Source organism: Tenacibaculum finnmarkense genomovar ulcerans (assembly GCF_900239495.1).
GTDB lineage: Bacteria > Bacteroidota > Bacteroidia > Flavobacteriales > Flavobacteriaceae > Polaribacter > Polaribacter ulcerans.
In genome coordinates, this window is the sequence record NZ_OENE01000019.1 from 66,921 (window position 1) to 90,148 (window position 23,228).

Genomic DNA, 23,228 nt, shown 5'->3' on the forward strand with positions numbered 1-23,228 from the left:
ACAAGACTCATTATTAGTTGTTTTTGTTACATATATTAGTTATATTTAACAAATTATTAACATTTATGATAAAAAAACATTGGTTATAGGAGCCTCTTTAAATCCTACAAGATATTCAAATATTGCAATAAAAAGATTGGCTGACAAACAGGTTGAGGTAGTGGCTATCGGTTTAAGAAGCGGTAGTGTGTTAGGTGTGGTTGTAGGTACAGAAAAAACAACATTTACTGCTATTGATACCGTTACATTATATTTAAACCCTGAGCGTCAAAAAGCGTATTATGAGTATATAATTTCGTTAAAACCTAGGCGTGTAATTTTTAATCCAGGAACAGAAAATAAAGAATTTTATGCTCTTTTATTAGCCAATAAAATTGAATATGAAGTCGCCTGTACCTTGGTGTTATTATCTACCGATCAGTATTAATTTTTAATACTAAAAGGCGCTGTATTTGTACTGTGTTGATTTCCTGCTTCGGCTAGTTCAACATTTTCAAAAACAGTTTGAGCTTCTTCTTTAAAAGCCTCAATATTTGAATACCTGCTAGAATAATGCCCGATAATTAATTTTTTTACACTTGCTTGCTTTGCAATATTTCCGGCTTGTTCGGCAGTAGAATGCTTTGTTTTTTCGCACAAATCTTCCCTGTCTTTTAAAAAGGTAGCTTCATGATATAACAAATCTACATTTTTAATAATAGGAACAATATCGGGTTTGTAGGCGGTATCGCTACAAAAAGCATAGCTTTTTGCTGCTGCTGGAGCAATGGTTAATTCTGAATTAGGAACAATTTCGCCTGAAGATAAAACAACATCTTTCCCTGCTTTTATATTATGATAATCGGCTCTATTTATTTCGCCGTCGTACAATTCAATATTTCCGATGTGTAATTTTCGTGGTTTTTCTTTCTCTTTGAATAAAAAACCGTTGGTATAAACACGATGATCTAAAGGAATTGTATGTACGGTAACTTTATCGTCTTCAAAAATTAATTCACTTTCTGTGGATGTTAATTCATGAAAAAACAGCTTGTATTTAGTCCACGATTTGGCTAATTTTAATTGAAGAACGGTAATTTCTTTAATTCCTTTAGGCCCGTAAATATGTAGGTCTTTTTCACGGTTTAAAATACCAAAAGTAGAAACAAGCCCGATTAATCCAAAAAAATGATCGCCGTGTAAATGAGAAATAAAAATATGGTTTATTTTAGAAAAACCAATTTTATATTTGCGCATTTGTCGTTGGGTACCCTCGCCACAATCAATTAAAAAATGACTGTTATTAATTTCTAAATATTGAGATGTCGGGTGAGAATTTACTCTGGGAGTTGCTGAATGACAACCTAAAATACTTAACTGTAAACTCATTTATTTAATTACAAATCGTTTAGAAATAACTTCTTTATTACTTTGAATAGCGTAAATATACATACCTGATTTTAAATCGTTGCGTTCAAAAGGAATTTTATTACGCCCACTTTCTATTTTAATTTCTTTATAAAAAACAGTTTTTCCAAGGATATTTTTAACAGATAAAAATACGGTTTGGTTGTTTTTTGAATCGATAAAAATAGTGGTGTTATTCCTAAAAGGATTTGGAGAAGCAACGAGTTTATCTAACTCTTTTTCTTGCGAAAAACTAGCGACTGTTACCAATAAAAATAAAAAAAGTATTTTTTTTACCATATATCTTAATTTTAGGAATTAATGATTATAACTATTTAAAAGCCTAATTCACGCTGCATATTTTCCATCAATAATACATCTTGTGCCTCCTCTAAAGTTGGAACAATGTTAAATGTTTCTGGAAAATCATCAATATTTATATCTTTAACTATAGTTACAAAAGATGTGCCACTTTCTTGATGCTTATCAGCATATTCCAAAAATAGTGAAATATTTTCTTTTGAACTGGTAAAATCACCTAAAACTTCAATAATAATATGATTGTCAATGTACTTAAGGTGTTCTTTTTCAAAGTTTAAGAAAAAATCTTGAAAATTTTTTTCATCAGAAGTAATTAAAATATAATTATTTTTTTCTTTAGTTTTCATAGTAATAATTATCTTTTTATTTGCTGAGCTAGTAAATAAATAACTGCCATACGTACGGCAACACCATTTTCTACCTGATTTAAAATAATTGCTTGCTTGCTATCGGCAACATCACTTGTTAGTTCAACACCACGGTTTATTGGTCCTGGGTGCATAATAACGATGTCTTTATTAAGCCCATCTAAAATTTCTCTGTTAATACCAAAAAGCTGTGTATATTCTCTAGTTGAAGGGAAATATTTAATGTCCATTCGTTCGTGTTGTACACGTAAAACATTGGCAACATCACACCATTCTAGGGCTTTCTTTAGGTCAGTTTCTACTTGAACACCTAAGCTACCAATATATCGAGGAATTAATGTAGTTGGTCCACAAACTTTAACTTCAGCACCTTGTAATTGCAAAGCGAAAATATTAGAAAGTGCTACACGTGAGTGTAAAACATCACCAACAATAACAATTTTTTTACCTTTTAAATTACTATTTAAAGCCTCTCGCATTGAAAAACTATCTAACAGTGCCTGTGTAGGGTGTTCGTGGGTTCCATCACCAGCATTAATAATTTTAGCATCGACATGCCTTGATAAAAATATTCCTGCTCCAACGCTTGCATGACGCATCACCACAATATCAACCTTCATGGCTAAAATATTGTTTACCGTGTCAATTAAAGTTTCTCCTTTTTTTACGGATGATTGCCCTGCCGAAAAGTTAATAACATCTGCCGACAAACGTTTTTCAGCTAATTCGAATGATAATTTTGTACGAGTACTATTTTCAAAAAACAGATTAGCAATGGTAATATCTCGTAAAGAAGGAACTTTTTTAATGGGTCTGTTGATAACTTCTTTAAAATGAGAAGCAGTTTCAAAAATAAGCTCTAAATCAGTTTTGTTAAGGTATTTGATACCTAATAAATTTTCAACACTTAACTGCTTCATCGTCGTTTTGTTTTATAATTGCGAGTCTACCTTGGTAGGCTTAGTTTCTAAGTAAATGGTGTCTTTTTCATGAGTTTCTTGCCAGTTAACCACCACTTTTTCTTCATTAATGGCATCTACTTGTCGTCCTCTATAATTAGGTTGAATTGGTAAATGACGGCTAAAACGGCGGTCAATAAGTACCAGTAACTCAATATTATCTGGTCGCCCGTACGATTGAATTGCTGTTAAAGCACTTCGGACACTTCTTCCTGAATAAAGCACATCATCAATAATAACCACTTTTTTATTTTCGATTAAAAAGTCAATTTCTGTTGATGTAGCTTCTAAAGGAGCATCTCTTCGTCGAAAATCATCTCGATAAAAAGTAATGTCTAAAAGCCCTAATTGTAAATTTTTAATTTGATAATCATCCGTTAACAATTTTGCTAATCGTTTTGCCAAATAACTTCCTCTTGGTTGTAATCCTATTAAAACGGTATTAGAAAAATCGTTGTGATTTTCGATTAACTCACAGGCTAATCGATGCAGAATGATTTCAATTTCTTTTGAAGTAAGTAGTGTTTTCCTGCTCATGATTTGCTACCAAATTGGCTTGATAGTTGAGCGTCAAAAATAAAGTAAAAAATTAAGTGAACAAAATTAAAGTTAAGCAAAATTAAACTTAAACAAACATAAAACTATATGAATAAAATTATCTTTACATTTGCCATCTTTTAGAAAAAATTTAGCAAAACGGATATAATTATGATGAAATACCTTAAAAATAAGAAACTTAACATAAAAGACGATGCTTTAGCGGGTATTACGGTTTCTTTAGCAATGATTCCCGAAGTCGTTGCCTTTGCCTTTGTTGCTCAAATTAGCCCAATTGTGGCATTGTTTGGGGCTTTTGTAGTAGGAATAATTTCCGCTGTTTTTGGTGGACGCCCAGGGTTAATTTCAGGAGCAGCAGGAGCAGTAGCTGTTATTTTTGTGCACATGATTCAAGAAGGACACGCCAAAGGCTTATTATTTGAAAACCCTGTCGAAAACATGGGGTATTTTTATTTACTCGCCGCCGTGGTTTTAATGGGGATTATACAAATATTTGCGGGTGTTTTTAAGCTCGGTAAGTTTGTCCGGTTAATACCACACCCAGTAATGATGGGGTTTGTAAACGGACTTGCCATTGTTATTTTTATGGCGCAATTAGGAATGTTTACCGAAAATACCAAAGATTTTTTTGGGCAGAACAAGCGTAAAACAACATCTAAAGAACTGGTTTATAATGTAAACAATAATGAAGTAAAAGATGTTTTATCGGGTACTGTTTTATATACGATAAAAGATACGTCGGTTATAAATAATCAAACAAAATCAGCAGATTTTATTATTTCTGATGGGCAGGTTTTTAATCCGACAACCAAAAAAGTTATTTTCAATGTAAAAGAAGACGGTTTTTATTCGGTTAAAGATTCTGGTGTTGTAAAATCGGCAATGCAAGGCGAAAAGCTTTATATAATGATTGGTTTGGTTTTATTAACCATGTTTATTGTTTGGGGATTGCCAAAAATTACTACAAAAATTCCTGCGGCTTTAACTGCAATTTTAATTGTTACCTTAATTTCAATTTTTAGCGGATTAAGCGCTATAAACGTAGGTGATTTTATTAGAGATGGAGGCGGAGCAGGTTTAAATGGAATAGCAGAGCTATCAAAAAACTTAAACGTTTTAGAACTTTGGAGTAATTTACCCTTCAATTTAGAAACCTTAAAATTTATTGCACCGTATGCATTTTTAGCAGCATCGGTTGGTTTAATTGAAACCTTAATGACCATGAATTTAGTAGATGAATTAACAGAAACTAGAGGAAACGGAAATAAAGAATGTATCGCTCAAGGAGCAGGAAACATGGTTAGTGGTTTATTTGGTGGTACTGGAGGTTGCGGTATGATTGGGCAAACGGTAATTAATATTAACGCAGGCGGACGTGGGCGTTTATCGGGAGTAATGATGTCGTTAACCTTATTAACCTTTATTTTATTTGCTGATAAATACATTGAGCAAGTGCCAATTGCGGCATTAGTAGGGGTAATGTTTATGATGGTTATTGAAACTTTTGCATGGTCGAGTTTTCGAATTATGAAAAAAATACCTGCTTCGGATGCTTTTGTTTTAATTATTGTATCGGCGGTAACGGTATTTTTTGATTTGGCAATTGCCGTATTTGTAGGGGTTATTATTTCGGCATTATCATTTGCTTGGTCGAGCGCTAAGAAAATTAGAGCTAGAAAACGTTTAAAAGCCGATGGAACAAGAGTGTACGAAATTTGGGGACCTTTATTCTTCGGAAGTATTACCGAATTTAACGATAAGTTTGATATTAAAAATGATCCTGAAAATGTAGAAATTGATTTTGTAGAATCGCGAATTTCAGATCATTCGGCTTTAGAAGCCTTGTTTTTATTGGTTGAAAAATACCAAGCCGCAGGAAAAACAATCAAATTAAAACACTTAAGTGAAGATTGTAAAGTGTTAATGTATAAGGCTAGTGATACTTTTAAAAATGTAATTATTGAAGATGTTGATGACCCTCGTTATCATTTAGCAGAAAATCCAGAAGCATTTCCGAAGCCTTTATCGGAATATAAATTTTAATCTAGTATTTTAAACATAAAAATCCCGCAATTGTTTGCGGGATTTTTTTGATTATAATTTTACATCTTCTGAATTGGGCTAATTATCTGAACATCGTTAAAGGCAATTGCACCTCTTACCACGCTATCGATTGTTTTATTTAAGGCTTCAATTAATTGCATTTTAAGCTGCGATTTATGATAAATTAAACTCACTTCTCTTGCGGGTGGCGGTGTTTCAAATTCTCTTAAATTTTTGCTGTCTTTTTCATTCAAATCAAGGGTGTTTAAATAAGGCAATAAAGTCATCCCTAAGCCGTCTTTTGATAATTTAATTAGCGTATCGAAACTACCGCTTTGTAATTGAAAACCTTGTGCCGAATTCTTTTTATGGGTTCTACATAAATTGATTATGCTGTTTTTAAAACAATGCCCGTCTTCTAATAATAAAATATCATCAACATCTAAATCTTCTACTTTAATTTTCTTCTTTTTAAATAAGCGATGTTCGTCAGGAATCAATCCTACAAAAGGCTCGTAGTATAAAACACGCTCTTTTATAGCTTCGTTTTCAAGCGGTGTAGCGGCTAAAGCAGCATCAATATGCCCGTCGTTTAATTTTCTGATAATTTCTTCGGTGGTTAATTCTTCAATAATTAATTGAACTTTCGGGTACTTTTTACTGAATGTTTTTAAAAACATTGGCAATAATGTAGGCATAATCGTTGGGATAATCCCCAATTTAAATTCGCCACCTATAAAGCCTTTTTGCTGATGCACGATGTCTTTAATACGACTGCTTTCATCTACAATAATTTTCGCCTGTGCTATAATTTTTAAACCAACTTGTGTTAATTCAATGGGTTTTTTTGAACGATTAAATATTTTAGCATCTAATTCGTCTTCTAATTTTTGAATTTGCATACTTAAAGTAGGCTGAGTAACAAAACAGTGTTCAGCGGCGATGGTAAAATTTTTATATTCAGCTACAGCAAGGGTGTATTTTAATTGCGTGATGGTCATTGTATCAGTTTTTTTGATAAAGATATTAAAACTATCAATAACCTTTATAGTTTTTGACAATTATTTACCTGTACTTTTGAAGTATCAAAATAACAGATTAACAATAAGATATAAATAATAATACTAAAAAAAAATACGATGAGCACAACAGTTTTAGGTTTAGACAGTAAAAAATCAATACAATTAGTAACAGAATTAAATACATTATTGGCTAATTTTCAAGTGTATTATCAAAATGTAAGAGGTTTACATTGGAATATTAAAGGAAAAAGTTTTTTTGAGTTACATGTTAAATTTGAAGAATTATATACCGATGCACAAGAAAAGGTTGATTTAATTGCCGAAAGAATATTAACCTTACAAGGAACACCTTTACATACGTTTGATGATTATATAAAATTAGCAACAGTATCAATAGGAAAAGATATTTCAAATGATGAAAAAGCAGTGGCTTTAGTGGTTGATTCGTTGGCGGAATTATTAAAAATAGAGCGTGCTATTTTAGCCATTTCTGATGATGCAAATGATGAAGGAACAAATTCAATGATGAGTGATTTTATCGCAGAGCAAGAAAAAACAATGTGGATGTTAAACGCTTGGTTAGGATAGAATTCACTAAAACACAGTAAAAAACTTCTTAAAAATAAAAAAAGGCAATCGTAAATGATTGCCTTTTTTTATGAATATAATTTTAAAATTATTTTTTATCTTCAGAAATATGTACGGTATTTTCTGCTAATATTTTTTTCTGATAACGTCCTTGTACAACATCTACAATAATTAAAATTGCCAATACAAAATAGAAGGTTGTTTTACTCATCGGAACAATTTCGTTTCCAAACAACTTTAAATGCGCTAAATGTCCGCCTTCGGTAACTAGCATAATTCCTACGATAAAAAGAATAAATAAGCCTAAAACCTCGTACATACGGTTTTTAGCTAAAAATGTAGAGATTTTATCAGCCATAATAAGCATTAATAATCCGCTGATAACAATGGCAATTGCCATAACAATAAAGGCGGTGGTGCTGTTTTTAATTTCGCTAGTAAGCCCAATTGCAGCTAAAATAGAATCAAAAGAAAAGACTAAATTCATAATAACAATACTTGTAATAACGGCATTGGATGATTTTGCACTTTTTCCACCTTCAATATCATGAGCTAAATCGTTGCTTCCAATCATATGCCATATTTCTTTTATTGCTGTGTAAAGTATAAATCCACCACCAAGTAATACAATAATACTGTGTCCGTTAAATGCAAAATGTATGATGTCTTTAATTCCTCCTGTTAAAAATGAAAAAGGATCTTGAAAGAAATCAATAATAGAGACTAAAACAAATAGCAATACAATTCTTAAAACAATGGCGATTAAAATACCCACTTTTCGAACTCTTTTTCTATCCGCTTGCGGGGCTTTTTTAGATTCTAAAGAAATATATAATAAATTATCAAACCCTAAAACGGCTTGTAATAAAATTAGCATTAATAACGTAAAAAGAATTCCTAGCATAATGGTTTAAAATTAATTGATTTTATAGTGTCAAATATATCAATAAACAATTGAAGCTAAAAGTGTTTTAAAATAAGATATGTAATACTGAACAGCTGTGTTATTTATTTAGAACAAATCTAATTATTTAAGTTCTCTTAATAAAATTCATCTTTTAATGATGTGCTAATAAAACAGGAAGCCTATAACTTTTACAAACGCGCCTTTAATTTGTAACATCAAAAAAAAACTTAAAAAAAAGTATAATAATGAAAAATTTAAAATTGAGCATATTTGCTTTGTTAGTAATTTCAATTAGTTTTACAACGTTCACCTCGTGTGAAACACCTGTTGACGGAACCAACGGTATTGACGGAGTAAACGGAACGGACGGAACCAATGGTACAGATGGAACAAACGGAACTAACGGTACAGATGGTTCTGATGCTATAACGCCTTTAACAGCATCTAAAACGCCAAATTTTTTAAAAGTAACCAGTGATTTTGTTGGCTTAAAAATTACGCCAATATTATCATCAGAAGATGTAATTCCTAATTCGCCAAACTTCGTGTACGGTTCTATGGCAGATGGTTCTGGTTTATTACCTGAGGTAGATGGTACTTTTACTTTAATTAATAATATTGAAGCAGATTATGCGATTGCCAGAATTAAATTAAACAAAAATTTAAGACCATTTGCAGCTGAATATATTTTAAATGCAACGGCAACAGGCGAAACAGCACAATGTTCAGGGTCTATGATTACACCTGGAGAGCATGGTTTTGGTCCTTTATATTTATCAGGAGGTGAATGGGGGGGCGCATCAAAAGGTGTTTTTGTTACCGATCCTTATAAATCAGCATCCCAAGCAAGTACGGGTAAAATGCTAACGGCAATGGGGCAATGGTCTACTGAAAATGCGGTGGTTATTGGTAAAGATGCCTATGCTGATAAAACTGTTGCTTTTATTGGAGATGATAATGCAAATAACGAAATCCCTTCAGGGCAACTAGGAATGTATGTTGGTAATAGAGGTGATTTAGAAGGTGGAAAATTATATGGTTTAAAAGTAACTTCAGCTAATGTTTCTTATGAAGTAGATATGAAACAAGGAACTTCGTACGATGCAAAATTTGTGGAATTAGAAGAAAGAGAAATTGCTGCTTTAGATGCCGAGTGTAAAACCAAAGGTGTTATGGGGTTTTCTAGGTTAGAAGATATTGATTGGCGAAGAGGTTCAGCAGCAAATAACCGAGAAATTTATTTTGCAGTAACAGGGCGTAACAAACCAGGTTTAGTTGGTAAAGGTGCTATTTTAGGACGTGTGTATAAAGTGGTTTTAAATGAAAATGATCCAACAGGGGCTGCTAAAATTACCTGTGTTTTAGATGCTGATATTGTAGGAGGAAAAGCCGATGGTTTCCATTCTCCTGATAATATTGTAGTTACTGAAAACTACGCCTATATTCAAGAAGATCCTAACGGATATGCTGCTGTAAATTCGGCTATTGTTGGCTATTCTAAATTGTATCAATACAATTTAAACACAGGTGTTGTAAAAACAGTTTTAGAATGCGATCAAGAAAGAGCGGCAAGCTTAGGATATGGTAGAACTTCTAAATATTGGGAAATTACAGGAATGGTTGATGTTACCGATATTGTAAACAATGGAACGTCGTCATTTTTAGTAACAACTCAAAACCACGGATGGGAACCTGCCGATGGAACCTCGTTTACAGACCCCAAAGCAAATACCGATTTAGAAAACAGAAAAGAAGGTTCTGTTTTACATTTAATTACAGGTTTAGAAAGATAAAAAAAAGGATAAAAAGAATAAAAAAATGAAAGACTTATTGGGTCAAGCTAAGACATACCTTTGTGTATGTCTTTTGCTTTTAGTAGTAGCCTGCAATCAAAAATCAGAAAAATATTCTTCAATTACTGAATTTTCTGACACTGTTAAAAAATTATATTTGAGTCATCTTTCTAAAGCTATTGAAAATTTAGATAGCATGGAATTCAAATCAACAAAAGCACAACAAAAACACTATATTTTAGCTCGAAAATATTTTAAATTATCAGAACCAATTTTAGCTTTTTCTGATAAAGACAATTACAAGTCGTTAAATGCGCCAAATATTATTGGGGTTCATGGCGAGGCAAGTAATGATACTCGTATTGTAAATCCGATAGGTTTTCAGGTTATAGAAGAAGCTGTTTTTGATGAAAATAGCGAAGAAGAAGTTTTAAAAAGAGCTATCAATATTACAAGTGCGCGCTTAAAATTAATTCGAAAAAATGCAATACTAAAGTTAAAAGGATATCACGTAATGTGGTTGTTAAGAGATCAAATTACCAGAATAGCCACTACAGGTATTACAGGTTTTGATTCGCCTGTTTTAAATCAATCATTAGTAGAGAGTTCATATACTTATCAAACTTTGCTTGCTATTATTAAATTCAATGAAAACAGGTTTCAATCAAAAGCATTATTAAATAAATTTGAAGATGCTATAAAAAGTGCTCAAAAAGCTTTAAACCATGATTTTGATACTTTTGATAGGTTTAGTTTTATAAAAAATCACACCAATAATCAATTAAAAATACTCCTTGAAATTCAAAAAGATTGGAAGGTAAAATATCCTTTTGAAATGGCACTGTCTAACAATATGTCAACGCTTTTTTCTGATAAAACATTAAATATAAATTACTTTTCTGATCATTTAAGCGATACCACTAAAATTGCCGAAAAAATAGTTTTTGGTAAGCAATTATTTAACGATACATCGCTTTCTAAAAAGTACGATATGGCGTGTGCAACTTGTCATGTTAAAGAATTGGCTTTTACCGATGGTCGAAAAAAATTCAATAAAAATCAAACAAGAAATAGCCCAACTTTAACCTATGCTGCTTACCAAAGAAGTTTTTTTATGGATGCCAGAGCAGGTAGTTTAGAAGGGCAGGTTATTGGCGTTGTAAAAAATCATAATGAGTTTAATATGTCGATGGATTCGGTAGTACAGCGTGTTTTCAAAAATAAAAATTACAAAAACTCACTAGCGACTTTATACGGTAATAAAAGAATCGATTTTAATATACGTCATGCAATTGCATCTTATATAAGAACCTTGAATACGTTTAATTCTAAATTTGATAAAAATATTAGAAATGAAGAACAAACCTTAACTTCGGATGAAAAAAAAGGCTTTAATTTATTTATGGGAAAAGCATTGTGTGCGTCGTGTCATTTTCCACCTCTTTTTAATGGAACAGTGCCGCCTAACTACAAAGATACCGAGTTAGAATTTATAGGTGTTCCAGAATCTACGGATACTATAAATCCTAAAATATCTTCTGATTTAGGAAGATATAATTTGTATAAAACTGCTGAACGTAAACATTTCTTTAAAACACCAACTGTTAGAAATATAGGTAAAACAGCGCCATATATGCACAATGGCGTTTATAAAACTTTAGATGAGGTGATGGATTTTTATAATAAAGGCGGCGGTGCTGGTTTAGGTTTTGAGAGTGAATATCAAACCTTGCCTTTTGATAGTTTAAGTTTATCAAAAAAAGAAATTTCACAAGTAATTGATTTTATGAAAACTTTGACAGATCAGTAATATTTAAAAGAAATTAAAACAAATATTTTATTAAAATTCGAATACTTACAAAGGCAATCAGAATAGCGGTTGCCTTTTTTAATTGCATCGGATTTAGTAATTTATGACTACTTCGCTGCCCAATTTGTCCGCCAATAGCTACGCTAATTAATAAAAGACTTGTTAGATGCCAATCAATAGCAAAACGAGCATTTAACGACTGTCCAATTAGCCCGGCAATAGAATTTACTAAAATAAAAACACTTGCTGTTGCGGCAATTTTTTTAGGAGTATCCCAATGAGTTAAATGTAATAAAGGCGCTAAGAAAATACCGCCACCAATCCCTATCATCCCCGAAATAAAACCGATAACAGCTCCATAACTTGCATTTTTGTAGTTACTTGTTTTATACTGCTTTTTGTAGTTAGTAGTAGTGTTTGAAAACCACATAATAAGCGAAGCAATAAATAATGTAATTCCTAAAATAATGAAAAATACTGTTTGATTTATTTTGATAAAACCACCTAAAAAAGCCATCGGAACACTACAAAAAACCAAGGGGCTTATTTTTTTCCAATGTATTAACTTTTCTTTTTGAAAGAATACTACATTGCTAAATACTACCACAATATTACAAAGTAATGAGGTGGCTCTTATTTGTGAATAGGCAATGCCAGTAAGTACTAATACTGCTAAATAACTAGAACCACCTCCAAAACCAACAGAAGCGTATAGCATAGCAATCCCAAAAAAAAGCAACAGCAGCTGCCAGTTTAAAAAAAAAGTATCAAGGAGTAGTATCAATAGTTATATGCCGTTATTTTTGACAAAGATATCTTAAATTGTTGAGGTGTTAGTAGTTCGTTCTTTTTAAAAAGACGATTAAAATAGGTTACATTATTAAAACCTGCTTTATAAGCGATATCAGAAATATTTTGGTTAGGGCTTTTCTTAATCAGTTTTTTAGCAAATTTAATTTTTTCAGAATTGATATAATCAACAGGAGTAATACCTAAAGTGCTTTTAAATTTCTTGAAAAAATGAGATTTACTCATACAGGCTTTTTCAGCAACTTTGTCTAGCGTTAAATTACTTTTGGTTAAATTGTCTTGAATGTATTTAACAGCATAGCTTATACGGGCATCACTAAAATTATCGTTTACTTTTCTTAAAATAAGTTTGCGTGCTTTACTTTGTAGTAATCGAATAATCAATTCTTGAATCATCAGGTTTAATAAAGCATCTTTTGATTTTGTATCTTTAATAAAGGTATCTGTAATTTTTTTCACAAGAATATCTATTTCGATATTGTTCTTTAAATGTGCGGCTTTCTTTTTAAAATCCCAATTATTATTTTCTCTTTTAATAACAGTTGTTTCGTTAAAATTAGAAATAACATCATTTATTTTATTCGGGTCAATAACCAACCCTAAACATACTGTTGGATTAAGCTCTGAAGCTTCAGGAAAATCAATACGTACACTATTTTCTTCAGGAATTATTAATGTTTCTCCGTGGATAAAAGAGAATGGCATTGTTTTTTCAAAATACATAATTGCTTTACCTGTTATGATGCTAGCAATAATAGGAGCATCGAAATCTAAAAAAATATTTTTAGTAATTTTATCCGTTTTAAAAATAGTTAATTCGGCGTAGGGAGAAGTGTAGGTCGTTTTATTTTCAATAAACGAAATAAGTTCTCTTGTTTTAAGATGTTGAAGAAGGGATTTCATAGTGTTTTAAATATTTTTTTAAAGAAATCAATCTCTACAATGATCTAAATCATTATAGAGAGTAATATTGTTTAAATAATTAATGCAATCGTTCAATCTATAAGTACGATTGTTCAATAATTATTGTTGCTCTTTGAGTATCTTTAAACAATTAAATTATTGTGTATCATTGATTTCTTAGGTTAAATTAATTAGGGGGGGATTATTTTACGCTGTTAATTTTTCATTTTTTTTATTGGTATTTTAATAATACTAAAGTTAGCTTAATTAGTTTATCTTCTGTTTTTGTTATTGTTATCTTTTTAATTTTAAAATAAAGTTATTGTTAAGAAATTATTTTGAAAAGAAACTGCATACACAATTTCCTCTTTTTTTATCAAAACCAAAAAAAATAAAAGGCTTTTTAATGTATGTTTAATTCATTTTTAGAGTTTTCTAAAGTGTTGTTATGATAAAGTTATAAACATCTTTAAAAACGAGGTATAATTGCGTAATTTTATTTTTTTATCACTGTCAAGCTTTTTTAGAACAAATTTAATCAGCTGTAAAAAATAAAATATTCCGTAGCTTTTAAAAATGTTAGCTTTTTTTATCTAAAACGCTTATTTTTAACAAAAAAGAAGCAAGGCTATGAGTAGTTATCATATTAAAAATTTAGAAGAATATTTTCAAGTTTATAGAAAATCGGTACGAAACCCAGCATTATTTTGGGAGGAAATAGCCGAAGAGCATTTTGTATGGCGAAAAAAATGGAACACCGTTTTAACATATGATTTTTCAAAACCTGCAATAAAATGGTTTGAAGGTGCTAAATTAAATATTACAGAAAATTGTATCGACAGACATTTGCAAATAAGAGGCGATAAAACAGCCATATTATTTGAGCCGAATAATCCTGATGAAGTAGCAGAACATATTTCCTATAAAGAATTACATAAAAGAGTTTGTAAATTAGCCAATGTTTTAAAAGATAATGGCATTAAAAAAGGAGATAGAGTTTGTATCTACCTACCGATGATTCCTGAATTGGCAATTTCAGTATTAGCTTGTGCCAGAATAGGGGCGGTACATTCGGTAGTTTTTGCAGGGTTTTCAGCAACAGCTTTATCAACAAGAATAAATGATTGTGAAGCTAAATTGGTAATTACTTCGGATGGTTCTTTTCGGGGTACAAAAACAATCGATTTAAAAGAAATTGTAGATGAAGCATTAAACGATTGTGAATGTATACATACTGCTTTGGTCGTAAAAAGAACAAACGTAACTGTTGAAATGAAAGAAGGTCGTGATACATGGTTACAACCTTTATTAGACGAAGCTTCAGAAATTTGCGAACCTGAAATAATGGATGCAGAAGATCCGTTATTTATTTTATATACTTCAGGTTCAACAGGTAGTCCGAAAGGAATGTTACATACTACTGCGGGCTACATGATTTATACAGCTTATACTTTTAAAAATGTATTCAATTACAAAGAAAACGATGTGTATTGGTGTACCGCCGATATCGGTTGGATTACAGGACACAGTTATATTGTATATGGTCCGTTAGCAAATGGCGCAACTACCGTATTATTTGAAGGCGTACCAAGTTATCCTGATTTTGGTCGTTTTTGGGAAATTATAGAAAAACATAAAATCAATCAATTTTATACCGCTCCAACAGCGATTAGAGCTTTGGTAAAAGAAAAATTAGATTTTGTTGATGCTTATAATTTATCATCATTAAAAGTATTAGGAACCGTTGGAGAGCCTATTAATGAAGAAGCTTGGCATTGGTATAACGATAATGTAGGAAAGAAAAAAAGTCCTATTGTTGATACTTGGTGGCAAACAGAAACTGGTGGAATGATGATTTCACCATTACCATATATTACCCCAACAAAACCAACGTATGCAACTTTACCATTACCAGGAATTCAATTAGCTTTGATGGATGAAAAAGGCGAGGAAATAAAAGGAAATCAAGTTGATGGACGTTTATGTATAAAATATCCGTGGCCAAGTATGGCTAGAACTATTTGGGGAAATCATCAAAGATATAAAGAAACCTATTTTTCAGCTTTTAAAGATGTTTATTTTACAGGAGATGGCGCTTTGCGTGATGAGGTTGGATATTACAGAATTACAGGTAGAGTAGATGATGTAATTATTGTTTCGGGGCATAATTTAGGAACAGCACCAATTGAAGATGCCATAAATGAACATCCTGCGGTAGCAGAAAGTGCTATTGTTGGTTTTCCGCATAAAGTAAAAGGAAATGCGCTGTATGGCTATGTAATTTTAAAAGATGTTGGTGAAGGAAGAGATCATGATAATTTACGTAAAGAAATCAATCAGATTATAACCGAACACATAGGGCCTATTGCGAAGTTACAAAAAATTCAATTTACAATAGGATTACCAAAAACACGATCAGGTAAAATAATGCGTCGTATCTTGCGAAAAATTGCACATAACGAATTAGATAATTTAGGCGATGTTTCTACCTTATTAAATCCTGAAATTGTGCAAAGCATTATTGATAAAAGATTGTAGCTAAATATGAGTATTGTAAATATTAGAACCTATCTAGAAAAATCATTATTAATTAACGATAGTGATTGGCAATTTTTTACCTCTAGATTAACACTAAGAAAAGTAAAAAAACGCACAAAACTTTTAAAAGTTGGTGAAACAGAAAATTTTATTTCTTTTATTGATAAAGGGATTGTTCGTTTTTTTATTCCAAAGGAAAACACCAGTAAAGAAATTACTTTTGGTTTTTGTTTTAGTAATGAATTTGTAAGCGCTTACGATTCTTTTTTAACACAAGCGCCCTCGTTATATGAATTAGAAACCCTTACCGATGTTGAAATGTGGAGCATGTCGTATGCTGATTTGCAAAAGGTTTATCAACAAACCAGTATCGGAAATGCTTTAGGGCGAATTTCCTCGGAAAGACTTTATCTAATAAAATCAAAGCGAGAACAATCGTTATTAAACGAAACAGCCGAAGAGCGTTATTTGAAATTATTTGACGAACGTCCAGAGCTTATCAAAGCAATTCCATTAAAATATATAGCCTCTTATATTGGTGTTACAGCCCAAGCTTTAAGTCGTATTAGAAGGCGAATTACTTAACTTAGGTTCATTTTTTTTGTGCTATAAAAGTAGGTTCTTTGTGTCTTAAACGTACAAGAATGACAATAGTAATTTTTATAATTTTTTTATGGTATTCAGGGCTGTTTTTTCAAACCTTTTTTTTACATAGATATGCTGCACATCAGAGTTTTACGATGTCAAAATTTGCAGAAAAAGTATGTTTTGTACTTACCTGGGTTTTTCAAGGTTCAAACTATTTAAGTGCCTACGGTTACGGAGTAATGCACCGAATGCACCACGCCTATGCCGATACAGAAAAAGACCCACACTCGCCAAAATACGATTCGAATTTATTTAAAATGATGTGGCGCACTAAAAATGTATATCAAGATATTAATAACCAACGAATTGAAATTCAGGCTAAATTTACTAAAAACGTACCACAATGGAAAAGCTTTGATAATTTTGCAAGTTCTAAATTTTCAAGAGTAATTTGGGCGGCATTATACGTGGTCTTTTTTGCTTTTTTTGCAACCGCTTGGTGGCAGTGGTTATTATTACCTGTAGCTTTTTTAATGGCACCAATTCACGGAGTAATTATCAATTGGTTTGCACATATTTATGGCTACGTAAATTTTAAAGTAAGTGATACCTCTAAAAATTTATTGCCGTTTGATTTTTTAATGATGGGCGAGGGCTATCATAATAACCACCATGCCCACGGAAGTCGTGCTAATTTTGGTGGCGTAAGATGGCATGAAATTGATGTTACTTATTGTATTATGCTTGTTTTAAATAAGTTAAAATTGATTAAGATTAAAAATTAAATACTGCTAGAATAATCTGAACTAAATTCAATAAAAAAAACACCGCCTTTTTTTCTTAAAAAGGCGGTGTTTTTAGTTTAATTTTGAAAATTCGGCAGTTGCTAGTGCGCTAATTTGTTTAATATCTTGTTCGTCTTTTTTAGGGCAGATTAAAATAAGATCGTCTTTTTCGACTATAATAAAATCGCTTAATCCTTGAATGACTATTTTTTTACCGCTTTGAGTTCGAATCATATTTCCGCTAGCATCTTTAAACAGCGCATTGGCACCAACGACGGCATTTTGCTGGCTATCTTTTGCTAGTTTATTATATAACGAACCCCAAGTTCCTAGGTCGTTCCAACCGAAATTTACAGGCAATGTATGTACATTATTTGAAGGCTCCATTATACCGTAATCAATCGAAATGTTTTCACATTTCTCATAATTTTTTTTGATAAAATCAGCTTCTAAATCAGTATTATAAACTTTTTTATCGGTATTTAAAACCGCAAACATTTCAGGCAGATGCTCTTTGAAAGCTTTTAAAATACTTTTAGCCGACCAAATAAAAATTCCTGCATTCCATAAATAATCACCACTTTTTAAAAATTCTTTAGCGGTTTCTAAATTTGGTTTTTCAGTAAAGTTTTTCACTTTTTTAACACCTGAATCTTCTAAAGAATTTTCTTCAAACTTAATATAACCGTAGCCTGTATTTGGCGCATCGGGCTCAATACCAAGTGTCATTAAAATATCGTTTTTTTCAGATGCTTCAAAGCTTGTTTTTATGTTTTTTAAAAATTCAATTTCATCTTCAATCCAATGATCAGAAGGTGCAATTAATAACACCGCATCAGGGTTTTGAGCGTATATTTTTAAGGCTGCATATAAAATACACGGCGCCGTGTTTCGCATTGTAGGCTCTAATAATAATTGCTGTTTACTAGTTTTTGATAATTGTTTTAAAACCAATTCCTGGTAACATTCATTGGTTGAAATTAAGATGTTTTGGGCAGGAATTAATTGATTAATTCGATTAAAAGTACGTTGAATTAACGATTCGCCAGTACCTAACATATCATGAAATTGCTTCGGATATTCTTGCGTGCTTACAGGCCAAAACCGAGAGCCTACACCACCTGCCATAATTACTGCATAATAATTGTTATTCATAAGCTATTAATTTTTAATGTCAGATATTTACAACTTCTGCATTTTGATTAAAAAGATACACTTTTTTATTTGCTAAATTTAAACATTCGTAGCGCGTTCTTCGTTTATTTCCTCTTTTGTATATGGTGTTTTTAAATTGAAATAATTCACCGTTTGAAATTTCAAAAATAAAAACCTTTCCAGTGCTAGCAATTCCATTTTTTAAGGCTAACGATAAATGCACATCAGAATCGGTACTTGCTTTTGGGTTTTTAAGATAATTTGCCAAATACGGAAGTATTTTCTTCGGATAAATATCAGGGCGTAAAAAAGGAAGCATTAAATGTTGAAAAACCATTTTCCAATGTTTTCCGTGCGGCTGTACCCTTCCAAATTTTTGATGGGTAACATGATGTGCAATTTCATGAATTAAGGTTAATAAAAACTGCTGTTTATTCAAGTTATTATTAACCGTTATTTGTGTTTGTCCGTTTGAAAAGGTTCTAAAATCGCCGTGTTTTGTTTGTCGTTGATTTACAATTTTCAGGTTAATTTTATGCTCGTTAATTAAATATTCAACTAACGGAACCGCTTTTTCGGGAATATATTTAAGGAGTATAGCTTGCAAAATTAACTCGTTTTATAGTTTTTTTTATGGATTAGAACTAGAAACCTGTAATACTTGTCCGTTGTAATATTTATTTCCTGTTAATGAGAAATCAAAAATATAATCAGCCATTTCTTTTGCCGATAAAGGAGCAATATAACCAGGGAAAGCCTCTTCAAGCATTTCGGTTTGCACAGCTCCTAAAGCTAAAACATTAAAGGCTATTTGTTGTTCTTTATATTCTTCCGCTAATAATTCTGACAAGGTAATTACCGCACCTTTTGCCGAACTATAAGCTGCTAAACCTGCAAATTTTAAACTTCCTTGAACTCCGCCCATTGAGCTAACGGTAACAACATGACTTCCTTTTTGCATAAACGGAATCAGTTGTTTTGTTATTTCGGCAACCGCAAAAACATTCACTTTATAAACTTCTTCAAAATCGGAAGTTGTTAATTCTGTAAAAGGTTTGTTGATTAATTTACCAGCATTATTGATTAAAACATCAACAGTATTCCATTGTTTTTTAATAAAATCAGTGGCTTTTTTTAAATCATCATTATTTGATAAATCAACCGATAAAGCTGTGATGTTTTTATGATTTACAAGCTCTAAAGGTTTTGTGTTTCTTGATAATGCTAATACGTTGTGTCCTTGGTTTGCAAATTTTTGTGCTAATTCAAAACCAATCCCTCGGCTAGTTCCTGTAATTACTATGTTTTTACTCATCTTTTTTAAATGTTATGTGCTGATATGCGCCAATATCAGGAGTTGTTTTTCTCGAAATATTTAAAATATCGTTAAATATACTTGTTTTTTTCGCCTTATTAATAGCTTCAGAATTTTCGCCGATTCTAAAATCGTTTTGATCAACATCTTTAAAATGTGGGTTTCCATTTAAAAGGATATTTTTAAAATGATCTGTATCATTAAAGTTTAAAGCATTATTAGAAGCGCCACGAATTAATGAATTTTCAATACGATAGTTAAAAACACCATCTTCTTTTTTATCAAAGATAAGCTCGGTATTGTTATTTCCTTCAATAATACAATTGATAAAATTTGCCTTTACTAAATCTTCTGTGATGGTTTTTACTGTTTGATTATCATCCGTAAAAGAGTTATAATTACGTATAAAAACAGTTGGTTTTTGACGCATACTATTGTTCCAATAATTGGCAAATGTACTGTGTGTAAAATTATAATTTCCACCAGAAATACATGCCAAAGATGCTTTTCCTGCGTTACCAATAACTAAGTTTTCGGCTTCAATATGTGTGTTTCTCCCTAGAATTCCGTAGTAGGAATTATTATAAATTTCGGTGTTTTTAATTAGAAGGGTAGGGCTATTTTTTTGCCCAATATTATCGACTAAAACACCTACAGTTCCGTTTTTGATAATCGCATGATTTATGTTATTTCCAAAACTTCCTTTACGTATCCAAATACTGCCCCATTGTCCTGGAGTTTTACGGTAACGATGTGCTAGTTTATCGCCTTGAAAAGTTACTTTTTTATCAAACGTTCCATTAATTTTTAAGCGGGCTTTTTTATCAATAATTAAACCTGAATTTTTGTGGAAATAAATGTTTGTCCCTGCATTTATTGTAAGTGTTTTATCCGAAGGAACAGTCGCGTATCCATAAATTACATAAGGTTTTTTATCGGTGAAAGTTAACTCATCTTCAGTTAAAAAACGACAGGCTATTTTAGTGTTTTTACCATCGATAGTAAGTGTTTTAAAATCGCTATTATTTTTTGAAGGAAATATAAAATGAGCATCTTGAATTAAGGTAACTAAAGGTACTTTTTGCTGCTTATTTCCGTTATCAAAAAGTAATTTATCGGTATATAAAGGCGTTGAAATACTGTTATAATCAACCGTGTTTTCTACAAAAATATAGATACTATCGTTTGCTAAAATATCAATATCAGTAAAGTGTTTTCCTGATAATCCATCAACATTTAAACGGTATTTTGAAGTATTTCCGTTTTTTAGTTTAATTTCAGGAATTGTAATAGCTTTATTAGCTCGATTATACACCTTTAAAGTGTAGGTTGTAGAGCTGATATTCGAAAAAATGGTATCTAAAAAAACGGTGTCTTTTGAAAACTCTAATTCTCCAAAATTCGGAACAGTATTAAACTCTTTTCTGCAAGAACTAACAACAATTAAACTAATACTAGCTAAAATCAGCAATAAATATCTCATATATAAATGTTGTTAGTTTTTTAAGGTTTAAGAGCTTGTTTAAAATTAAATAAACGGTCAGTTCGAGTGGTTTTTTTCCTTCAAAAAATTGTATCGAGAACTTATTTAATATTAAAGTCAATTAGAATTTATCAACATAAAAGAATTCAAATTCTCGATACAATTTTAATTCCTTTTAGTCATTAAAATCACTCGAATTGACAAGAATCATCAAAAAAAAGCCAATAATTACGGCAAATCAGGATGCGAACCTGAAATAAATTCAGGTTGACGTATTCGATTTTTTAGTTATAAAACGTTTTTAAATGAACTTTAAACAGAGGCTAATAATAATTAAAACAGTAAAAATATTATTTTTTAATTAGTTCAATTTCAAATAATTTACCCCAATGTTTCCCGGTAACAAACAAGCGATTATTTTGAGCATCGTAAGCAATTCCGTTTAAAACATCGTCATTATCATCTAAAGTTTGCTCTTTTGCAACGATATCTCTTAACCCGTTTAAGTTAGCAACGCCATCAACAGCTCCTGTTTTAGGATTGATAATTAAAATAGAATTTTGTTGCCATTTGTTGGCGTAAATTTTTCCGTTGATTAATTCAATTTCATTCAAGTTATCAACCGCATATTTATTGGTATAAACCTGAATACTTCTTTTTTCTGTTTGATTATCGGCATTTAAAAACCATATTTTATTGGTTCCGTCTGTTTTAATCAACTCATTTTTGTTGTGCGTTAACCCCCAACCTTGATTACTATTTTTATAATCAAATTCGCCAAGTTGTTTAAACGTTTCTAAATCATAAATAAAACCCTTGCGAGCTTGCCATGTTAACCAATAAATTTTATTGTTAAAAATAGTCATTCCTTCACCAAAATATTTTTTATCTAAATCAATTTTTTGAAGAACTTCCCCAGTTTCTATAGCAGCTTTTCGTAAGGTAGATTCGCCTTTACGCCCTGTAGTTTCGTATAAAAAACCATCTTTAAACTCTAAACCTTGGGTATAGGCTTTTTTGTCGTGCGGATAGGTATTTATAACTTTATAGGTATAAACGTCAGGCGCATTTTTAGCTAAAATTTCAATAGTTCCTGTAATTTTTTTAGATTTCTTCGGATAAAAAGCCAAGGCGGTAACGGCAAATTTACCAACACCAAAATCGGCAGTATTAATAGTAACGCTTGTTTGAGTTTTATTTACACGTTTTTTTTGCACGAATAAATGAACAGAATCAATCTTTTTACCTTCAGTTTGTTCAAAATTAATAGTAGCTTTCTGCCCTAAAGTGGTTTTTTTAGAGGTATCTAACTTAAATTTGTAGTCTGATTGGCTACAAGAAGTAATACTAGCTATTGATAAAGCTAAGGCTAAGTAGGAGTAAATACGCATATTTTATGGTTTGATTTCTTGTTTATTCGATTATACTACAAATTAAAACAATTTATTGTTTGAAAATTAAAAAATATGGTTAAATTTGCAACCTCAAACAACTAAAATTAATTTTTAGTGTAAAACTTTACCATTTTTACAAGTTTGATAAAAAAATTAAACAATATTTAAAAGTCATTTAAGATGCGTAAAGGAATACATCCAGAAAATTATAGAATGGTAGCTTTTAAAGATATGTCTAACGGAGATGTATTTTTAACACGTTCAACTGCTAACACTAAAGAAACTTTAGACGTAGAAGGAACAGAGTATCCATTAATCAAATTAGAAATTTCAAGAACTTCTCACCCTTTCTATACAGGTAAATCTAAATTAATTGATACTGCCGGACGTATTGATAAGTTCAAAAATAAATATGCGAAATTCAAGAAATAATTTCAAATATCTAAAATATTTAAAAGCTCTAACAATCGTTAGGGCTTTTTTTATGCCAAAAAATTGGTAA

23 protein-coding genes are annotated in these 23,228 nt (G+C 31.2%); 9 read left to right on the top strand and 14 right to left on the bottom strand.

The window, feature by feature from the left end:
• Positions 1 to 79: 79 nt before the first annotated feature.
• The gene (locus DPIF8902391_RS07360) at positions 80 to 427 is read left to right on the top strand and encodes a CoA-binding protein (protein ID WP_198912921.1); all 348 of its coding nucleotides are present in this window, start codon (positions 80 to 82) and stop codon (positions 425 to 427) included.
• Here the strand turns inward: DPIF8902391_RS07360 and DPIF8902391_RS07365 are convergent.
• Genes DPIF8902391_RS07365 through pyrR form a run of 5 tightly spaced genes read right to left on the bottom strand, consistent with a single transcriptional unit; the run spans position 424 to position 3,571 of the window.
• On the bottom strand, positions 424 to 1,368 hold the full coding sequence (locus DPIF8902391_RS07365; RefSeq protein WP_058885494.1) for a ribonuclease Z: 945 nt from the start codon (positions 1,366 to 1,368) through the stop codon (positions 424 to 426). The genes DPIF8902391_RS07360 and DPIF8902391_RS07365 overlap by 4 nt on opposite strands.
• A complete protein-coding gene (locus DPIF8902391_RS07370) occupies positions 1,369 to 1,686 on the bottom strand; it encodes a T9SS type A sorting domain-containing protein (protein ID WP_058885493.1) in 318 nt (105 codons plus the stop codon).
• 35 nt (positions 1,687 to 1,721) lie between these two features.
• Positions 1,722 to 2,054: a hypothetical protein gene (locus tag DPIF8902391_RS07375; RefSeq protein ID WP_172505450.1), complete on the bottom strand. Its 333-nt coding sequence runs from the start codon at positions 2,052 to 2,054 to the stop codon at positions 1,722 to 1,724.
• Positions 2,055 to 2,062: 8 nt separating this feature from the next.
• Positions 2,063 to 2,995, bottom strand: a complete 933-nt coding sequence (locus tag DPIF8902391_RS07380; RefSeq protein WP_101931161.1) for an aspartate carbamoyltransferase catalytic subunit — start codon at positions 2,993 to 2,995, stop codon at positions 2,063 to 2,065.
• 12 nt (positions 2,996 to 3,007) lie between these two features.
• Entirely contained in the window at positions 3,008 to 3,571 is a 564-nt protein-coding gene (pyrR, locus tag DPIF8902391_RS07385; protein ID WP_058885490.1) for a bifunctional pyr operon transcriptional regulator/uracil phosphoribosyltransferase PyrR, read from the bottom strand.
• A gap of 171 nt (positions 3,572 to 3,742) precedes the next feature.
• Here pyrR and DPIF8902391_RS07390 point away from each other — a divergent pair, with 171 nt between their 5' ends.
• Complete coding sequence (locus DPIF8902391_RS07390; protein WP_172505451.1) at positions 3,743 to 5,635, top strand: SulP family inorganic anion transporter; 1,893 nt, start codon at positions 3,743 to 3,745, stop codon at positions 5,633 to 5,635.
• 59 nt (positions 5,636 to 5,694) lie between these two features.
• On the opposite strand, the gene DPIF8902391_RS07395 is transcribed toward DPIF8902391_RS07390, so the two are convergent.
• Positions 5,695 to 6,636 (bottom strand): LysR family transcriptional regulator, encoded by a 942-nt coding sequence (locus DPIF8902391_RS07395; protein WP_172505466.1) that lies wholly within the window; start codon positions 6,634 to 6,636, stop codon positions 5,695 to 5,697.
• A 138-nt stretch (positions 6,637 to 6,774) separates the two neighbouring features.
• Here DPIF8902391_RS07395 and DPIF8902391_RS07400 point away from each other — a divergent pair, with 138 nt between their 5' ends.
• Entirely contained in the window at positions 6,775 to 7,245 is a 471-nt protein-coding gene (locus DPIF8902391_RS07400) for a Dps family protein (protein WP_101915131.1), read from the top strand.
• Between the two features lie 88 nt (positions 7,246 to 7,333).
• Here DPIF8902391_RS07400 and DPIF8902391_RS07405 read toward each other — a convergent pair whose 3' ends face one another.
• Complete coding sequence (locus tag DPIF8902391_RS07405) at positions 7,334 to 8,149, bottom strand: TerC family protein (protein ID WP_172505452.1); 816 nt, start codon at positions 8,147 to 8,149, stop codon at positions 7,334 to 7,336.
• Positions 8,150 to 8,397: 248 nt separating this feature from the next.
• Between DPIF8902391_RS07405 and DPIF8902391_RS07410 the strand changes: the two genes are divergently transcribed.
• Both DPIF8902391_RS07410 and DPIF8902391_RS07415 read left to right on the top strand, forming a co-directional pair.
• On the top strand, positions 8,398 to 9,945 hold the full coding sequence (locus tag DPIF8902391_RS07410; RefSeq protein ID WP_172505453.1) for a PhoX family protein: 1,548 nt from the start codon (positions 8,398 to 8,400) through the stop codon (positions 9,943 to 9,945).
• Between the two features lie 25 nt (positions 9,946 to 9,970).
• On the top strand, positions 9,971 to 11,755 hold the full coding sequence (locus tag DPIF8902391_RS07415; RefSeq protein WP_172505454.1) for a cytochrome-c peroxidase: 1,785 nt from the start codon (positions 9,971 to 9,973) through the stop codon (positions 11,753 to 11,755).
• Between the two features lie 13 nt (positions 11,756 to 11,768).
• On the opposite strand, the gene DPIF8902391_RS07420 is transcribed toward DPIF8902391_RS07415, so the two are convergent.
• Complete coding sequence (locus DPIF8902391_RS07420; RefSeq protein WP_262886454.1) at positions 11,769 to 12,539, bottom strand: sulfite exporter TauE/SafE family protein; 771 nt, start codon at positions 12,537 to 12,539, stop codon at positions 11,769 to 11,771.
• On the bottom strand, positions 12,536 to 13,468 hold the full coding sequence (locus DPIF8902391_RS07425; protein ID WP_172505456.1) for a helix-turn-helix domain-containing protein: 933 nt from the start codon (positions 13,466 to 13,468) through the stop codon (positions 12,536 to 12,538). The genes DPIF8902391_RS07420 and DPIF8902391_RS07425 overlap by 4 nt, the downstream gene beginning before the upstream one ends.
• A gap of 630 nt (positions 13,469 to 14,098) precedes the next feature.
• Between DPIF8902391_RS07425 and acs the strand changes: the two genes are divergently transcribed.
• The 3 genes from acs to DPIF8902391_RS07440 are packed head-to-tail and all read left to right on the top strand — an operon-like array spanning position 14,099 to position 17,379.
• The gene (gene acs, locus DPIF8902391_RS07430; RefSeq protein WP_172505457.1) at positions 14,099 to 16,006 is read left to right on the top strand and encodes an acetate--CoA ligase; all 1,908 of its coding nucleotides are present in this window, start codon (positions 14,099 to 14,101) and stop codon (positions 16,004 to 16,006) included.
• A 12-nt stretch (positions 16,007 to 16,018) separates the two neighbouring features.
• The gene (locus DPIF8902391_RS07435) at positions 16,019 to 16,591 is read left to right on the top strand and encodes a Crp/Fnr family transcriptional regulator (protein WP_144430098.1); all 573 of its coding nucleotides are present in this window, start codon (positions 16,019 to 16,021) and stop codon (positions 16,589 to 16,591) included.
• Between the two features lie 59 nt (positions 16,592 to 16,650).
• Complete coding sequence (locus DPIF8902391_RS07440; RefSeq protein WP_058885480.1) at positions 16,651 to 17,379, top strand: acyl-CoA desaturase; 729 nt, start codon at positions 16,651 to 16,653, stop codon at positions 17,377 to 17,379.
• Positions 17,380 to 17,451: 72 nt separating this feature from the next.
• Here the strand turns inward: DPIF8902391_RS07440 and DPIF8902391_RS07445 are convergent, their stop codons facing one another.
• From DPIF8902391_RS07445 to DPIF8902391_RS07465, 5 genes are all read right to left on the bottom strand, one after another.
• Complete coding sequence (locus DPIF8902391_RS07445) at positions 17,452 to 18,534, bottom strand: mannose-1-phosphate guanylyltransferase (RefSeq protein ID WP_172505458.1); 1,083 nt, start codon at positions 18,532 to 18,534, stop codon at positions 17,452 to 17,454.
• A 19-nt stretch (positions 18,535 to 18,553) separates the two neighbouring features.
• On the bottom strand, positions 18,554 to 19,141 hold the full coding sequence (locus DPIF8902391_RS07450; protein WP_058885478.1) for a SprT-like domain-containing protein: 588 nt from the start codon (positions 19,139 to 19,141) through the stop codon (positions 18,554 to 18,556).
• 24 nt (positions 19,142 to 19,165) lie between these two features.
• Entirely contained in the window at positions 19,166 to 19,849 is a 684-nt protein-coding gene (locus DPIF8902391_RS07455; protein ID WP_172505459.1) for an SDR family NAD(P)-dependent oxidoreductase, read from the bottom strand.
• Positions 19,842 to 21,332 (bottom strand): hypothetical protein, encoded by a 1,491-nt coding sequence (locus tag DPIF8902391_RS07460; protein WP_172505460.1) that lies wholly within the window; start codon positions 21,330 to 21,332, stop codon positions 19,842 to 19,844. The genes DPIF8902391_RS07455 and DPIF8902391_RS07460 overlap by 8 nt, the downstream gene beginning before the upstream one ends.
• Positions 21,333 to 21,682: 350 nt before the next feature.
• Positions 21,683 to 22,723, bottom strand: a complete 1,041-nt coding sequence (locus DPIF8902391_RS07465; RefSeq protein WP_058885475.1) for a glutaminyl-peptide cyclotransferase — start codon at positions 22,721 to 22,723, stop codon at positions 21,683 to 21,685.
• 183 nt (positions 22,724 to 22,906) lie between these two features.
• On the opposite strand from DPIF8902391_RS07465, the gene DPIF8902391_RS07470 reads away from it, so the two are divergent.
• Positions 22,907 to 23,158, top strand: coding sequence for a type B 50S ribosomal protein L31 (locus DPIF8902391_RS07470; RefSeq protein WP_058885474.1), 252 nt, complete (start codon positions 22,907 to 22,909; stop codon positions 23,156 to 23,158).
• Positions 23,159 to 23,228 lie beyond the last annotated feature (70 nt).

Excerpts from the sequence above, each read along its gene's own strand:
- DPIF8902391_RS07375 (WP_172505450.1), bottom strand. The coding sequence starts at position 2,054 with ATGAAAACTAAAGAAAAAAATAATTATATTTTAATTACTTCTGATGAA.
- DPIF8902391_RS07410 (WP_172505453.1), top strand. The coding sequence starts at position 8,398 with ATGAAAAATTTAAAATTGAGCATATTTGCTTTGTTAGTAATTTCAATT.
- DPIF8902391_RS07445 (WP_172505458.1), bottom strand. The coding sequence starts at position 18,534 with ATGAATAACAATTATTATGCAGTAATTATGGCAGGTGGTGTAGGCTCT.
- pyrR (WP_058885490.1), bottom strand. The coding sequence starts at position 3,571 with ATGAGCAGGAAAACACTACTTACTTCAAAAGAAATTGAAATCATTCTG.
- DPIF8902391_RS07455 (WP_172505459.1), bottom strand. The coding sequence starts at position 19,849 with ATGAGTAAAAACATAGTAATTACAGGAACTAGCCGAGGGATTGGTTTT.
- DPIF8902391_RS07415 (WP_172505454.1), top strand. The coding sequence starts at position 9,971 with ATGAAAGACTTATTGGGTCAAGCTAAGACATACCTTTGTGTATGTCTT.
- DPIF8902391_RS07460 (WP_172505460.1), bottom strand. The coding sequence starts at position 21,332 with ATGAGATATTTATTGCTGATTTTAGCTAGTATTAGTTTAATTGTTGTT.
- DPIF8902391_RS07365 (WP_058885494.1), bottom strand. The coding sequence starts at position 1,368 with ATGAGTTTACAGTTAAGTATTTTAGGTTGTCATTCAGCAACTCCCAGA.
- DPIF8902391_RS07380 (WP_101931161.1), bottom strand. The coding sequence starts at position 2,995 with ATGAAGCAGTTAAGTGTTGAAAATTTATTAGGTATCAAATACCTTAAC.
- DPIF8902391_RS07470 (WP_058885474.1), top strand. The coding sequence starts at position 22,907 with ATGCGTAAAGGAATACATCCAGAAAATTATAGAATGGTAGCTTTTAAA.
- DPIF8902391_RS07395 (WP_172505466.1), bottom strand. The coding sequence starts at position 6,636 with ATGACCATCACGCAATTAAAATACACCCTTGCTGTAGCTGAATATAAA.
- DPIF8902391_RS07465 (WP_058885475.1), bottom strand. The coding sequence starts at position 22,723 with ATGCGTATTTACTCCTACTTAGCCTTAGCTTTATCAATAGCTAGTATT.
- DPIF8902391_RS07440 (WP_058885480.1), top strand. The coding sequence starts at position 16,651 with ATGACAATAGTAATTTTTATAATTTTTTTATGGTATTCAGGGCTGTTT.
- DPIF8902391_RS07400 (WP_101915131.1), top strand. The coding sequence starts at position 6,775 with ATGAGCACAACAGTTTTAGGTTTAGACAGTAAAAAATCAATACAATTA.
- DPIF8902391_RS07405 (WP_172505452.1), bottom strand. The coding sequence starts at position 8,149 with ATGCTAGGAATTCTTTTTACGTTATTAATGCTAATTTTATTACAAGCC.
- DPIF8902391_RS07370 (WP_058885493.1), bottom strand. The coding sequence starts at position 1,686 with ATGGTAAAAAAAATACTTTTTTTATTTTTATTGGTAACAGTCGCTAGT.
- DPIF8902391_RS07390 (WP_172505451.1), top strand. The coding sequence starts at position 3,743 with ATGATGAAATACCTTAAAAATAAGAAACTTAACATAAAAGACGATGCT.
- acs (WP_172505457.1), top strand. The coding sequence starts at position 14,099 with ATGAGTAGTTATCATATTAAAAATTTAGAAGAATATTTTCAAGTTTAT.
- DPIF8902391_RS07425 (WP_172505456.1), bottom strand. The coding sequence starts at position 13,468 with ATGAAATCCCTTCTTCAACATCTTAAAACAAGAGAACTTATTTCGTTT.